A 14,190-nucleotide genomic window follows, 5' to 3' on the forward strand; every position below is an offset into this window, starting at 1 on the left:
GTCGCGCTCTTATTTCACTTGTAGGGCTGGCGATGCTGTAATCGAAACACTGAAAACCTACGTACCCCCGCAGAAAACACCTGATTAGCTCCCCTTATATCCCCGCCCGAGGGGCGAGGGTTTTCGGGGCAAATGCTAAGCGGGTCAGCAGCGGGCGTAATGCCCGCTGCAAGCGCTGTCAGGACTGCGCCTTAAAGCTGTGCAGGCGGCGAACGGTTTTTTCCAAACCGTCAGTCAGCAAGACTTCTGTGCAACGCGCGGCTTCATCGATCGCTTCATCAATCATTTTTTGCTCGCTGGCCGGTGGCTTGCCGAGCACGAAACCCACCACCTTGTTTTTATCGCCCGGATGGCCAATGCCAATGCGCAAGCGATAGAAGTTCGGGTTATTGCCGAACTTGTTCTGAATATCTTTCAGCCCGTTATGCCCGCCGTTGCCGCCACCCAGTTTGATTTTTGCAACACCGGGTGGAATATCCAGCTCGTCATGCGCCACCAGAATTTCGTCCGGCTCAATACGGTAGAAGTTGGCCATGGCCAGCACGGCTTTGCCACTGAGGTTCATAAAGGTGGTGGGCACCAGCAGCCGCACGTCATGACCGGCCAAATTCAGTCGGGCGGTGTAGCCGTAGAATTTGCTCTCTTCCTTCAACTGCTGGTTATGGCGCTGGGCCAATAAATCGACGTACCAGGCGCCGGCGTTGTGTCGCGTCTGGGCATATTCAGCACCCGGATTCGCCAGGCCGACTATCAATTTAATACTGCTCACGGGGAGATTCGCTATGATCGAGATAATGGAAAGGGCATTAGTCTACCTGCCTGCGCCGCGAATGACAAAATCCTGATGTGGTGCGTGGTGTTAGTGGGGGGATATCTTCAGCCTGGCGAGTAATTCATTAGCGGAATCATTCAATTTGTTAACTAATTACTTGCTTAAAGTAAAGTTTTGTCATGCTTTCTTTACCATTTGTGATCGCCTACGCAATCACCTTGTCGAGCCAGGGGCTATACTTAACTTATCAAAGTGGGTTAACCATTTACTGAGTTATCCCGGTTGGCCAATGGCACTATGGAGGTGGCATATGAAACGTAGAAACGTGAACAAAATGGGTAACTTTTTTATGGGGCTGGGGCTGGTGGTGATGATCGTCGGCGTGGGATACAACATTCTTGCTGAAGTATCACAGTTTAATTTGCCACAGTTTTTCGCCCATGGCGCAATCATGAGTATCTTCGTGGGCGCGTTGTTATGGCTGGTCGGTGCGCGTATCGGCGGGCGTGAGCAGGTGGCGGATCGTTACTGGTGGATAAAACATTTTGATAAACGCTGCCGTAACGATAACCATCGTTCGTCACATTGATTAAAAAAACAAAAGGGAATCGGCGTTACGGCAAGGGAGAACTGCCGCGTATTTAGGTCTAAGGTTATGTTCGACTACCCGTAGAAAACCCGTTGCTGCTGATGCACCAACGGGTTTTTCTTTTTTCTGCTGGCGGGAAATCAATCGATCGATCCGGTACGGCAGGGCACCGCACCGAAAAGAAGTCTGATTAATGCTCGAACATCGCAGAAATTGACTCTTCATTGCTGATACGACGGATGGCTTCAGCCAACATGCCGGACAGCGTCAGAGTACGTACGTTTTTCAGTGCCTTGATTTCTGCAGACAACGGAATGGTGTCGCAGACAATCACTTCATCAATCACCGAGTTCCTGATGTTTTCCACAGCGTTACCGGAGAAGATCGGGTGTGTCGCGTAGGCAAATACGCGCTTGGCACCACGTTCTTTCAACGCTTCAGCGGCTTTACACAAGGTACCACCGGTGTCGATCATGTCGTCAACCAGCACGCAGTCACGGCCTGCCACGTCACCAATGATGTGCATCACCTGAGAAACGTTCGCACGTGGGCGGCGTTTGTCGATGATAGCCATATCGGTATCGTTCAGCAGTTTGGCGATAGCGCGGGCGCGCACTACGCCGCCGATGTCCGGGGAAACCACGATTGGGTTCACCAGATTCTGTTGCAGCATGTCTTCGAGCAGGATCGGGCTACCGAACACGTTATCTACCGGAACATCGAAGAAGCCTTGGATCTGTTCAGCGTGCAGATCTACCGTTAAAACGCGGTCAACCCCTACACTGGAGAGGAAGTCGGCGACAACTTTGGCGGTGATTGGCACACGAGCAGAACGCACGCGGCGATCCTGGCGGGCATAGCCGAAGTAAGGGATAACAGCAGTAATACGACCTGCGGAGGCGCGACGCAGGGCATCTACCATAACAACCAGTTCCATCAGGTTGTCGTTGGTAGGGGCACAGGTGGACTGGATGATGAAAATATCACCGCCGCGTACATTTTCGTTGATTTGCACGCTCACTTCGCCGTCGCTAAAACGACCTACTGCGGCGTCACCAAGGCTGGTGTACAAACGGTTGGCAATACGTTGTGCTAGTTCCGGGGTGGCGTTACCAGCAAAAAGCTTCATATCAGGCACGAGAAGAACCTCAGGCATGCGTCCAGAGAAGATATTGTCATTCGGCCTCCGCCAAGGGGCAGTTAGCGATGCCGACGCAATATCATACGGGTGTGTAAAAAAAATTTGAAACCGCAGCGGCGCAGGGATTACAGGGCCAGGTGTGAACGACTCTGCGCAGCGAAACGAGAACTACGGTTCAATCTGCCCGGAACGAATGCGATGTAGGGGAGAGACGTTAACGCCACGCGCTACAAAACCACATATCCACTCCGGGGCTTGATTTAACACCTGACGGGCGGCGGTTTCTGTGTCGAATTCAGCAAACACACAAGCACCTGTGCCAGTCAGGCGTGACGGCGCGTATTCTAACAGCCAAGAAACAAGCTGTTCAACCTCGCGAAAACGTTTTCTTGCTATTGGTTCGCAATCATTTGCGTAAGTTGCCTGTAACAGCACATTTAACGGGCGAACCGGGGTGTCTCTTTTTAATTCTGCATCGCCAAAAATGACCGGGGTAGGGATGCTGACCCCTGGATGGGCCACCAAATACCACTTTTCCTGTGGATTGGCCGGTTGCAAACGCTCACCGATCCCTTCAGCAAAGGCCGCATGCCCAAGGACGAACACCGGCACGTCAGCACCGAGGACCAGCCCCAGTTCCGCCAGTTGTTGGTCGCTCAAGCCACAGCGCCACAGTTCATTTAGCGCCACTAATACCGTGGCGGCGTTGGAAGACCCGCCACCCAGTCCGCCCCCCATCGGCAGACGTTTATCGATGCTGATGTCGGCACCGCGTGGGGCGGTGTTTAGCCCGTGACGATCGCAATGCTGTTGCAGCAGACGGGCGGCACGGACGATCAGGTTTTGCTCATCCGGCACCCCGGCCACCGGGGTCAGCAGATGGATACGGTCATCCTGCCGCGCGTCGATGGTCAGGGTGTCGCCGTAATCCAGAAACTGGAACAGCGTTTGCAGCAGGTGGTAGCCATCTTCGCGTTGGCCGGTAATGTACAAAAACAGATTGAGTTTAGCTGGCGATGGCCACTGACGGATCATTTAAGCGTCCAATTGTCCATTTTCAGTTTGATGCGCTGGTCACCCTGTTTCAGCTCCAGGCGGCTTGGCAGCTGTGGCTTGAGGCTGTTGTCGTAGTCCTGGTAGTCGACGGTCCAGGTCTGGCTACCTTGTTGGTAGGTCAGCGAGTTCAGGCGATATTGGTCATCGAGCTTGAAGTCGTTGGCCTCACCCGGCAGGCCGAGCATCCACTGGCGCAGGTTATCCAGCGGGATCGCCATGCCGGTCAGCTTGCGGATCATTTCTTCGGCGTTATCACTGACATAGCGTTTGCCCTGATTGTCCGTCAACTGCACCACGTTTTTCTGTACGTTGAGGTCAAGCTCGGTGCTGCCAAGCGGGTTGGTCAGCAGCAGGCGGTAACGATCCGGCGAATATTGTTGCCAGAAGAAGCGTGCGTAGACTTTTTTCTGGTCTGACAGGTAGGCGAAAGAGCCCCGGGTTTGATATTGGTCAAGCTGTTGCACCGCTTGCTCGTGGGCACGCCACTGTGGCGACGTCGGGCTGGTGGCCGGGCCGCTGGGTTTGGTGGTGGTACAGGCGGCCAGTACCAGACTGGCCAATGGGATCAGGCGTAGCAAACTAACTTTGCGGATTGGCATAACTTTCTCTTGTCCTTTTGTCCTTGCGGGCACGCACAGCGAGACCTGGGTATCTGCATTTACGCTAGCGGGGCAGCGCCGGTACGTCAATTTTTTGCTGCATCGTGTTGAATATTCCCGGCTTTGTTACCGTTATTGGGCGCGGGATTATGCGTTATCTTTGCTGATAAGATTAACACAATCGCACCGCCGTGCTGCTCTGGGCGCAAGAATATCTCTGGGGTGGGGCGTTACTGCCGTTAGTGTTTGGTTGATGTAGGGGGCGGTATACTGCAAGGGTCTATCCCGGGGGAGAACAGAAGGTTATGAAACTTGCCGTCCGAATCATTATTTCGCTGTTGTGCCTTGCGGGCTCGGCATTTTTCTATCTGCAGGCCAAACATGTTTTTTGCCAACAGGTCTCTTTCCTGCTGGATCCTACCTATCGCTGCGGCACTTTGGGCTGGTAAGCGCCGAATATTTGATCGTTACCGCTCTTCAGGTCGCCCCGTTTTACTGAATACTGTGCGGAATATCGCATACTGCACTAAAATTCAGTATGTTATGTCGTCAAATTATTACTTATCTTGTTGTATTTATAACTAATCACTCATTGATGCTGTCTATTTCAGCGATTGGACGGAAGATGCGGTTGTGCCTTTTATTGATCCCGCGCATCAAGTAGAATGCCGTTCAACGAGAACCCGTACCAAAAGAAGTATTACTCGAAGCAATGACCCTGCTGGCGTTAGGTATTAATCACAAAACCGCTCCGGTTTCTCTGCGTGAAAGGGTGACCTTCTCCCCAGAGTCTATCGAACAGGCGCTTACCAGCTTGCTCCAACAACCGTTGGTGCAGGGCGGTGTCGTGTTGTCTACTTGCAACCGCACCGAACTGTATCTTAGCGTGGAGCAACAGGAACATATTCACGAACAGCTGGTCACCTGGCTGTGTGAGTACCACCGCCTGCGCCCGGAAGAAGTGAGTAAAAGCCTGTACTGGCACCACGGTGATGAAGCTGTCAGCCACCTGATGCGCGTGGCCAGCGGGTTGGATTCGCTGGTGTTGGGCGAACCGCAAATCCTCGGGCAGGTGAAGAAAGCTTTTGCCGAATCCCAACGCGGGCAGTCACTGTCGGGTGAGCTCGAACGTCTGTTCCAAAAATCCTTCTCCGTCGCCAAACGCGTACGTACCGAAACCGAAATCGGTGCCAGTGCGGTGTCCGTGGCCTTTGCCGCCTGTACCCTGGCGCGCCAAATCTTCGAATCCCTTGCCGAACTGAACGTATTGTTGGTGGGCGCCGGTGAAACCATTGAGCTGGTGGCGCGTCATCTGCGCGAACACAAAGTGCGGCATATGATTATTGCCAACCGCACCCGCGAACGCGCTCAGCTGCTGGCGGACGAAGTTGGCGCAGAAGTGATTACCTTGCCGGAAATCGACGAACGCCTGGCGGACGCCGACATTATCATCAGTTCTACCGCCAGCCCGCTGCCGATCATCGGTAAAGGGATGGTGGAGCGAGCGCTGAAAGCGCGCCGCAACCAGCCAATGCTGTTGGTGGATATTGCCGTACCGCGCGATATCGAACCGGAAGTGGGCAAGCTGGCCAACGCCTATTTGTACAGCGTGGACGATCTGCACGCCATCATTCAAAGCAACCTGGCGCAGCGCAAAGCCGCGGCGGTGCAGGCTGAGTCGATTGTTCAGCAGGAAAGCATCAACTTTATGGCCTGGCTGCGCTCACAGGGCGCAGTAGAAACCATCCGCGACTACCGCTCGCAGGCCGATCAGATCCGTGCGGAAATGGAAGCCAAAGCCTTGGCTGCCATTGCGCAGGGCGCGGACGTGGAGCAGGTTATCCACGAGCTTGCCCACCGGCTGACCAACCGTCTTATTCATGCCCCTACCAAATCCCTCCAACAGGCCGCCGGCGATGGCGACGTGGAGCGGTTGCAAATATTACGCGACAGCCTCGGGCTGGATCAGCATTAGTTTTCTCTTTATTAACAGGGTTTAATACCACGCATGAAGCCTTCTATTGTTGCCAAACTGGAAGCGTTACAAGAGCGCCATGAAGAAGTGCAGGCGTTGCTCGGCGATGCCGGCGTTATTGCCGAGCAGGATCGGTTCCGCGCATTGTCGCGCGAATATGCACAGTTGACCGATGTCAGCCGCTGTTTCCTTGAATGGCGTAAGGTGCAAGACGATCTGGCCACGGCAGAAATGATGCTGGATGACCCGGAAATGCGCGAAATGGCGCAGGAAGAGCTGAAAGACGCCAAGGCGGCGACGGAAGAACTGGAGCAGCAATTACAAGTGCTGCTGTTGCCGAAAGATCCGGATGATGAGCGCGATTGCTTCCTGGAAGTGCGTGCCGGTACCGGCGGCGACGAAGCGGCGATCTTCGCCGGCGATTTGTTCCGTATGTACAGCCGTTATGCAGAAACGCGTCGCTGGCGCGTCGAGATCATGAGCGCCAACGAAGGCGAGCACGGCGGCTATAAAGAAGTGATTGCCAAGGTTTCTGGCGATGGCGTTTTCGGCCAATTGAAATTTGAATCTGGTGGTCACCGCGTACAACGCGTGCCGGAAACCGAGTCGCAGGGGCGTATTCATACCTCCGCCTGTACCGTGGCAGTGATGCCGGCGGTGCCGGAAGCCGAACTGCCGGAGATCAATGCCGGCGATCTGAAAATCGACACCTTCCGTTCCTCCGGTGCCGGTGGCCAGCACGTTAACACCACCGACTCGGCAATCCGTATTACCCACTTGCCGACCGGCATCGTGGTGGAGTGTCAGGACGAACGTTCACAGCACAAAAACAAAGCCAAGGCGATGTCGGTGTTGGGCGCGCGTATCCGTGCCGCCGAAATGGCCAAGCGCCAGCAGGCAGAGGCCTCAACCCGCCGCAACCTGTTGGGCACTGGCGACCGTTCCGATCGCAACCGCACCTATAACTTCCCGCAGGGGCGAGTGACTGATCACCGCATCAACCTGACGCTATACCGTCTGGACGAGGTGATGGAAGGCAAGCTGGACATGCTGATCCAACCGATTGTGCAGGAATACCAGGCCGACCAGCTCGCCGCGCTGTCCGCTGAGCCAGAGTAATGGACTATCAATGCTGGCTGAAGGCGGCAGTTGCCCGGTTGAGGCAGAGCGAAAGCGCCCGGCGTGATGCAGAAATCCTGCTGGGTTTTGTGACCGGCCGGGCCAGAACCTTCCTGATGGCGTTCGGCGAAACGTTGCTGACGCCGCAACAACAGGAACAGTTGGAAAGGCTGCTGGCTCGCCGCGAACGTGGCGAACCTGTGGCTTACCTGATCGGCGAACGTGAGTTTTGGTCGCTGCCGCTGTCGGTATCACCGGCGACCCTGATCCCGCGTCCGGACACCGAATGCCTGGTGGAACTGGCGCTGGAACGCTTGCCGTCATCCTCTTGCCACATCCTCGATCTCGGCACCGGCACCGGTGCGATTGCGCTGGCACTGGCCAGTGAACGCCCGGACTGCAAGGTCACCGGTGTTGATTTACAGCCTGAAGCGGTAGCACTGGCGCAGCATAATGCGCAGAAGCTGAAGATCGGCAACGCACAATTCCTTCAGGGCAGTTGGTTTGCGCCGCTGGCCGGCCAGACTTTCGCCCTGATCGCCAGTAATCCTCCCTACATTGACGCCGCCGATCCGCATCTGGCGCAGGGCGACGTACGTTTTGAACCCAGCAGCGCGCTGGTCGCGCAGCAGCATGGGTTGGCGGATTTGTCCGCTATCGTGCAGCAGGCACCGCACTATCTGGAGTCTCAGGGCTGGCTGCTGCTGGAACATGGCTGGCAGCAGGGTGAGAGCGTGCGCGCACTGCTGCAGGCCGCCGGTTTTATTTCGATCGCTACCCGCCGTGATTACGGAGATAACGATCGCGTGACGTTTGGCCAATGGCCGCAGCAGTAACTGAAAACCAACAATAACAAAGCACACAGCGAATAAATAAAAGGAAGCAATATGGCAGTCTACTCGGCGTTAAAACATCTGCATTTATTGACGGTCGCCATCAGTATTATCTTGTTTGTGCTGCGCTTTTTCTGGAAATGGCGTAATTCCGCCATGATGAACAAGCGCTGGGTGAAGATAACGCCGCACATAAATGATACGGTGTTGTTCGCCAGTGGTATTGCGTTGGTGGTGATGTTCAAGTTTTATCCGCTGCTGGGTATGGACTCGTGGCTGACCGAGAAGCTGTTTGGCGTTATTATCTATATCCTGCTTGGCTACGTCGCATTGGGCAAGAAGACCAAAAGTAAGAACCTGCGCACCCTGGCGTTTGTGCTGGCGTTGGGCTGTCTGTACCTGATAATTAAACTTGCCACGACGAAAATACCGTTTCTGATGGGATACTTATGAGTAGCATTGCTGATTTTGAATTTAACACCGCGCTGCTGAGCGCGGGCGTGATCCTGGTTTCGCAGTCCGTGCGGCGAGATTTCCCCACCGCCGAGGTCGAACGTAAGCTGCAACAGCTGGTCGACGACGCGCGTGCGGCGATGCCGAAGGATCTCAGCCAGGAACAGCAACTGGACGCACTCATTGAATTGTTCTTCAAAACCTGGGGTTTTGGCGGTGCCGGTGGCGTGTATCGCCTGTCCGACGCGATTTGGCTCGACAAGGTGCTGGAAGGGCGCCAGGGCACGCCGGTCTCGCTCGGCACCATTTTCCTGCACATCGCCGCGCATCTGGATTTACCGCTGCTGCCGGTGATTTTCCCCACCCAACTGATCCTGCGGGCAGACTGGCTGGATGAAGAGATGTGGCTGATCAACCCGTTGAACGGTGAAACGCTGAACGAGCATCAGCTGGAAGTGTGGATCAAGGGCAACCTGGGTCTGGGCGCCGAGTTGGAAGACGACGATCTCGATGAGTCAGAAAACGTCATGGTGGTGCGTAAGATGCTGGATACGCTGAAAGCTGCCCTGATGGAAGAAAAACAGATGGAAATGGCGTTGCGGGCCAGCGAAACGGTGCTGTGCTTCGATCCGGATGACCCGTATGAAATCCGCGACCGTGGGCTGATTTACGCCCAGTTGGAATGCAACCATATTGCCATTTCCGATCTCAATTATTTTGTCGAACAGTGTCCTGAAGATCCGGTCAGCGAAGTGATCAAAGTACAGATCCACTCGATTGAACCGAAACAGGTCACGCTGCATTAATTCATTTGATTTAACATCAACAAAGGCGAAAGCATGAAACAGAAAGTGGTTAGCATTGGTGACATCAACGTAGCGAACGATCTGCCGTTTGTGCTGTTTGGCGGTATGAACGTGCTGGAATCGCGCGATCTGGCGATGCGCATTTGCGAACACTACGTCACCGTGACGCAAAAACTGGGCATCCCTTACGTTTTTAAAGCCTCTTTTGATAAAGCCAACCGTTCTTCTATCCACTCGTACCGCGGACCGGGCCTGGAAGAGGGGATGAGGATCTTCGAAGAAATTAAAAAAACCTTTGGCGTGAAAACCATCACCGACGTGCATGAAGCCTCACAGGCGCAGCCGGTGTCCGAAGTGGTTGACGTGATCCAGCTGCCAGCGTTCCTGGCTCGCCAGACCGATCTGGTGGAAGCGATGGCGAAAACCGGTGCGGTAATTAACGTCAAGAAACCGCAGTTCGTCAGCCCTGGCCAAATGGGCAATATCGTCGACAAGTTCAAGGAAGGCGGAAACGACAAGGTGATCCTGTGCGATCGCGGCAGCAACTTTGGTTACGATAACCTGGTCGTCGACATGCTCGGTATCAACGTGATGAAGAATGCTACTGGTGGCCATCCGGTGATCTTCGATGTGACCCATGCCCTGCAAACCCGTGACCCGTTTGGTGCTGCATCCGGCGGTCGTCGTGCGCAGGTTGCCGAACTGGCGCGTGCCGGTATGGCGGTAGGTCTGGCGGGGCTGTTTATCGAAGCACACCCAGAGCCGAACAGCGCCAAGTGTGATGGCCCGTCCGCATTGCCGCTGGACAAGCTGGAGCCGTTCCTGGTGCAGATGAAAGCCATCGACGATCTGGTGAAGAGCTTCCCAGAGCTGGATACCAGCAACTAAGTGCGATAAGTAAACTCTCAGACGGTTGATAAGGCCTGTTATTAGGGAGAGCGTGCCGATGGGGTCGTAGCAACTTTAGTTGCCGACCAATTTGCCGGGAGCAAATTGGAACGACTTTGTCGGCCTGTAGGGTGGGACACACGGACGTGTCCCATAATGGCCCCACGGTGCGCTAGGCCCGAGTATCTCGGGCTTAAAGACGATTTGATGAATATATTAAAGCCCGACTTGTCGGGCTTTTGGTTTTTCAGGTGTTTAGCGCTGTCAGCGCCTCGGGGAGCGTTGCGTAGAAATGCAGTTTCCCCTCAATCGGTTGTACCCGTGCCCGCGCTAGCGTTTTCAACGGCTGGAACGGCATATCGGTGATCACCAGTTGCTTGCCCGGGAGCAGGGCTTCGATAAAGCGCTGCAGGGCATCCAGCCCCCCGGCGTCCAGCACCGGTACCGCATCCCACTGCAAGACAATCACGTCATAACTTTCACTGCGCACCAGTAGCTCATTAAAAATGCGCTCGGCGGCGGCGAAGAATAACGGACCATTCACCCGCAGTACCAGACGGCCGTTTTCGGCGCTCAGCTCACTCAGGCGCGTCATGCGTGCAATGCGGCGCATAAACAGCAACGAAGCCAGCACGATGCCCACGGTAATGGCGATCACCATGTCGAACAGCACCGTCAGCGACAGGCACAGCAGCATCACCAGAATGTCGTCTTTCGGTGCCCGTCGCAGCAGGTAGACCACCTTGTGGGCTTCACTCATGTTCCAGGCGACCATCAGCAGCAGCGACGCCATTGCCGCCAGCGGCAGCCAGGACAGCCACGGCGCCAGCACCAGCAGCGCCAACAGCACCAGCAACGCATGGATAATGGCGGATACCGGCGAAGTAGCCCCGGCGCGCACGTTAGCCGCAGAACGCGCAATGGCGGCGGTGGCGGTAATGCCACCAAAGAACGGAGCGATGATATTGCCCGCGCCCTGGCCGATAAGCTCGGTATTGGAGTTGTGCTTCTTGCCGGTCATGCCATCCAGCACCACGGCACACAGCAGGGATTCAATCGCACCCAGCATGGCCATGGAGAACGCCGCCGGCAGCAGGGCGGAAATCGTCTGCCAACTCAGAACCATCGGCTTGCCGTCACCGGCCGGCAGATCCCACGGCAGCATCAACTGCGGCAGAATGGGCGGGATGCCATGGCCCTGAGTGCCGTCGGCCAGCAGGTAACTGAAGCGAGAGCCGATGGTGGCCACCGGGTGGTCAAACATCGCCAGAATGCCCATCACCGCGGTGCCTGCCAGCAATGCGGGTAAATGACCTGGCACCCGCAGGCCAAGCTTCGGCCAGAATATCAGGATCAACAGGGTCACCGCGCCGATCAGCGTATCGCCGATGTCCAACGTAGGCAGCGCCTGCAGCAGGGCGTAGACCTTACCTACATAGTGTTCCGGCACTTCCGCCATTTGCAGACCGAAGAAATCCTTCACCTGCATGGTGGCGATGGTAATGGCAATACCGGAGGTGAAGCCCAGCGTCACCGACAGGGGAATATATTCAATCAACCGGCCGAAGCGAGCCAGCCCCATGAGCACCAAAAACAGCCCGGAAAGCAGAGTCGCAATCAGCAGGCCAGACAGGCCAAACTGCTGCGAAACCGGATAGAGGATCACCACAAAGGCGGCGGTGGGTCCGGAAACGCTGTAGCGTGAGCCGCCGCTAATGGCGATGACAATCCCGGCGACTGCCGACGTGTACAAGCCATATTGAGGCGGGACGCCGCTGGCAATCGCCAGTGCCATTGCCAGGGGGATAGCGATAATACCGACGGTGACGCCGGCGATGGCGTCTTTTAGCAGGCGTTGCAGGGAATAAGGATCTCGCCAACAGGCGTCAATCAATGCGCTGAACGGCCGAATGCCGTTAATTTCATGCGTTTTCATCTAAGGTGTAAACCAAGTCTATAAAAGAGAACGGAATGGCGGGCCGGAGGCGGTCCGTCTCGAATAGCTGATAGACACCATACGCCTGTTGCGACGGTGATTCCTAGATATACATCAATGCGCTGCGGAAAATCAGAATCAGGCTCTTTCAAAAAGGCAGTAAATTCCAGGGGGTAGGCTGGCCGCGGCTCTGGCGGCCAGCCCGGATAGAATAGAGGGGCTTTTGCTGCTTAATGTACCGCTGGCAGGGATAAGCCGAGAAAACGGGCGAGGGTGCCAACCAGCAGATTATGGTCTTCCAGCTGTGGCGAGCCGGAAATACTGATGGTGCCGATGCAGCCAAGCCCGGTCAAATTAACCGGGAAGGCACCGCCGTGCGCTGAGTAGTCGCGTATGCTCAGGCCATAGCGTTCTTCCAGCGTCGATTGCCGCTGTTGCAGACGCAGGCCGATAGCGTAAGAACTCTTGTGGAAGTGATTCACCACGTTGCGTTTACGTCGCACCCAGTCGGCAATATCGGGCGTGGTACCGGGCATGGCGTAATAAAACAGCGTTTGCCCCGCAAGCTGGATCTCGATGGCGATCGACAGATGGCGCTGCTCTGCGGCGGATTTCAAGGCCACGCCCAGCTCCCAGGCGGTGTTATGGTCAAAATGACTGAAGGTCAACGCCGTTTCCTGTTTGGACAGCGCGTGCAAATCATCATCGATATTCATGCTTGTTCCTCCTCTCTAGGTGGCTAACAGACTATCCTGAACCGCTGAAGTGGGATAGATACCTTGGAAATAACATAGAACTGCTAATCTATTATTAAACTGGGTAATATATGCCATGCCGAAATGGATGAGACAGGGAGCCGTTCTCAAATTCGTGACTAACTAGCCTGTCGACTCCCTGGAGCCTGCCAAATATTTATGACTTACGTTGCTTCCATTCCTGCCCTGTATAGCGACGCGTGCATTACCTACGCCACCCTGTCGGTCAGTTATTTTGCCCTCAGCAAAAACTCGCCCTTTTCCTATCAGTCGGAGCGCTGGAAACGGTTGCTTTTTGGCCTGATGGCCGGGCTGGCGGTGTTGCTTTTGAACCAGAACCAACTGGAGTTGATCGGCAACGTGCATTACAGCTTTGCCATGATCCCGATGATATTGGTCACCTTCTATGGCGGCGCGATCAGCGGACTGGCGTGTTATCTGATGTTGTTGGCGTTGAGCGGTGGGTTTACCGTCGATAACCTGTTTATCGGTTCGATCATCATTCCCCTGCTGCTGTCGCGGGTCTGGCTGAGAAAGTCGAACCGGGTGTTTTATCTGACTATCGGCTTGATTGCGCTATACCGCATCACGGTGGTCTGGTACCTGGTTGATATGCGGACGCTGTGGCTGGATGTGTTGCTGTATCAGGCTATCTCGGCCCTGTGCCTGGCCATTTGCTATCATGCGCTCAATTTCAAAGAGCGGCATATCCGCGCCTATTTCTCGATGCGCGATAAAGCCACCATTGACAGCCTGACCCACATCAGTAACCGCGCCAGCGTTGACAACCGGTTGATGGCGCAATACGCAGAACGGCGCCCTTGTGGGCTGATGATCCTCGATCTGGATAATTTTAAGCGTATCAACGACACCTACGGTCATTTGGCCGGGGACCTGCTGTTGACTCAGGTCGGCCAGCTGTTGAAAAACAGCGTGCGCAGCGAAGATTTTGTCGGTCGCTATGGGGGAGAGGAGTTTATGGTGATTACCGCCAGCTATGATCCGGCGGTGATTGGTGGGGTGGCGGAACGGATCCGTCACAGCATAGAGGCAAGGGTATTTTCGCTGGATGCGGGCCGCGAGACGCGGATCACCATTTCTATCGGTGCGTCACTGTATCTACCCGGTATGGCGATAGATAAAGCGATAGAGGTGACGGACGAAGCGCTGTATGACGCCAAACGTCGGGGGAAAAATCAGGTGGTCTGTAGCCGGTTGATGCAGTACTCACCGCTCGGTGAAGGCTTTCGGCATCGATAGACCCCTCC

Annotated in this window: 15 protein-coding genes; 9 read left to right on the top strand and 6 right to left on the bottom strand. The window is 55.3% G+C overall.

Going from position 1 to position 14,190, the window contains the following annotated elements:
• Positions 1-178: 178 nt before the first annotated feature.
• Entirely contained in the window at positions 179-769 is a 591-nt protein-coding gene (pth, locus tag NHG65_RS10340) for an aminoacyl-tRNA hydrolase (protein WP_261415872.1), read from the bottom strand.
• Between the two features lie 313 nt (positions 770-1,082).
• On the opposite strand from pth, the gene ychH reads away from it, so the two are divergent.
• The gene (gene ychH, locus NHG65_RS10345) at positions 1,083-1,361 is read left to right on the top strand and encodes a stress-induced protein YchH (protein WP_085116308.1); all 279 of its coding nucleotides are present in this window, start codon (positions 1,083-1,085) and stop codon (positions 1,359-1,361) included.
• 190 nt (positions 1,362-1,551) lie between these two features.
• On the opposite strand, the gene prs is transcribed toward ychH, so the two are convergent.
• The 3 genes from prs to lolB all read right to left on the bottom strand — a co-directional run bounded on the left by prs (position 1,552) and on the right by lolB (position 4,157).
• Positions 1,552-2,499: a ribose-phosphate diphosphokinase gene (prs, locus tag NHG65_RS10350; RefSeq protein ID WP_004943207.1), complete on the bottom strand. Its 948-nt coding sequence runs from the start codon at positions 2,497-2,499 to the stop codon at positions 1,552-1,554.
• Positions 2,500-2,670: 171 nt separating this feature from the next.
• A complete protein-coding gene (gene ispE, locus NHG65_RS10355; protein WP_499183272.1) occupies positions 2,671-3,537 on the bottom strand; it encodes a 4-(cytidine 5'-diphospho)-2-C-methyl-D-erythritol kinase in 867 nt (288 codons plus the stop codon).
• The gene (gene lolB / locus NHG65_RS10360; RefSeq protein ID WP_499183273.1) at positions 3,534-4,157 is read right to left on the bottom strand and encodes a lipoprotein insertase outer membrane protein LolB; all 624 of its coding nucleotides are present in this window, start codon (positions 4,155-4,157) and stop codon (positions 3,534-3,536) included. The genes ispE and lolB overlap by 4 nt, the downstream gene beginning before the upstream one ends.
• 305 nt (positions 4,158-4,462) lie before the next feature.
• Between lolB and NHG65_RS10365 the strand changes: the two genes are divergently transcribed.
• From NHG65_RS10365 to kdsA, 7 genes are all read left to right on the top strand, one after another.
• Positions 4,463-4,606, top strand: coding sequence for a hypothetical protein (locus NHG65_RS10365; RefSeq protein ID WP_157765420.1), 144 nt, complete (start codon positions 4,463-4,465; stop codon positions 4,604-4,606).
• Between the two features lie 263 nt (positions 4,607-4,869).
• On the top strand, positions 4,870-6,132 hold the full coding sequence (gene hemA / locus NHG65_RS10370; RefSeq protein WP_099062354.1) for a glutamyl-tRNA reductase: 1,263 nt from the start codon (positions 4,870-4,872) through the stop codon (positions 6,130-6,132).
• 33 nt (positions 6,133-6,165) lie between these two features.
• Positions 6,166-7,251 carry a peptide chain release factor 1 gene (gene prfA / locus NHG65_RS10375; protein ID WP_012006414.1) on the top strand — a complete coding sequence of 362 codons (1,086 nt, stop codon included), beginning with the start codon at positions 6,166-6,168 and terminating at the stop codon, positions 7,249-7,251.
• The gene (gene prmC, locus NHG65_RS10380) at positions 7,251-8,087 is read left to right on the top strand and encodes a peptide chain release factor N(5)-glutamine methyltransferase (RefSeq protein ID WP_112348082.1); all 837 of its coding nucleotides are present in this window, start codon (positions 7,251-7,253) and stop codon (positions 8,085-8,087) included. The genes prfA and prmC overlap by 1 nt, the downstream gene beginning before the upstream one ends.
• A 51-nt stretch (positions 8,088-8,138) precedes the next feature.
• Positions 8,139-8,537, top strand: coding sequence for a SirB2 family protein (locus NHG65_RS10385; protein ID WP_499183274.1), 399 nt, complete (start codon positions 8,139-8,141; stop codon positions 8,535-8,537).
• Positions 8,534-9,343 carry an invasion regulator SirB1 gene (sirB1, locus tag NHG65_RS10390; RefSeq protein WP_085116314.1) on the top strand — a complete coding sequence of 270 codons (810 nt, stop codon included), beginning with the start codon at positions 8,534-8,536 and terminating at the stop codon, positions 9,341-9,343. Before NHG65_RS10385 ends, sirB1 begins: the two co-directional genes overlap by 4 nt.
• A 33-nt stretch (positions 9,344-9,376) precedes the next feature.
• Positions 9,377-10,231: a 3-deoxy-8-phosphooctulonate synthase gene (gene kdsA / locus NHG65_RS10395; protein ID WP_207977810.1), complete on the top strand. Its 855-nt coding sequence runs from the start codon at positions 9,377-9,379 to the stop codon at positions 10,229-10,231.
• 247 nt (positions 10,232-10,478) lie between these two features.
• On the opposite strand, the gene dauA is transcribed toward kdsA, so the two are convergent.
• Together dauA and NHG65_RS10405 are read right to left on the bottom strand one after the other, a co-directional pair.
• On the bottom strand, positions 10,479-12,167 hold the full coding sequence (dauA, locus tag NHG65_RS10400) for a C4-dicarboxylic acid transporter DauA (RefSeq protein WP_499183275.1): 1,689 nt from the start codon (positions 12,165-12,167) through the stop codon (positions 10,479-10,481).
• Between the two features lie 230 nt (positions 12,168-12,397).
• Complete coding sequence (locus tag NHG65_RS10405; RefSeq protein WP_099062349.1) at positions 12,398-12,883, bottom strand: heme-degrading domain-containing protein; 486 nt, start codon at positions 12,881-12,883, stop codon at positions 12,398-12,400.
• A 198-nt stretch (positions 12,884-13,081) separates the two neighbouring features.
• On the opposite strand from NHG65_RS10405, the gene NHG65_RS10410 reads away from it, so the two are divergent.
• Positions 13,082-14,182, top strand: coding sequence for a GGDEF domain-containing protein (locus NHG65_RS10410; protein WP_499183276.1), 1,101 nt, complete (start codon positions 13,082-13,084; stop codon positions 14,180-14,182).
• The last annotated feature ends 8 nt before the right edge of the window (positions 14,183-14,190 follow it).

It is taken from the genome of Serratia myotis, from assembly GCF_027474885.1.
GTDB classification, from domain to species: Bacteria; Pseudomonadota; Gammaproteobacteria; order Enterobacterales; family Enterobacteriaceae; genus Serratia; species Serratia proteamaculans.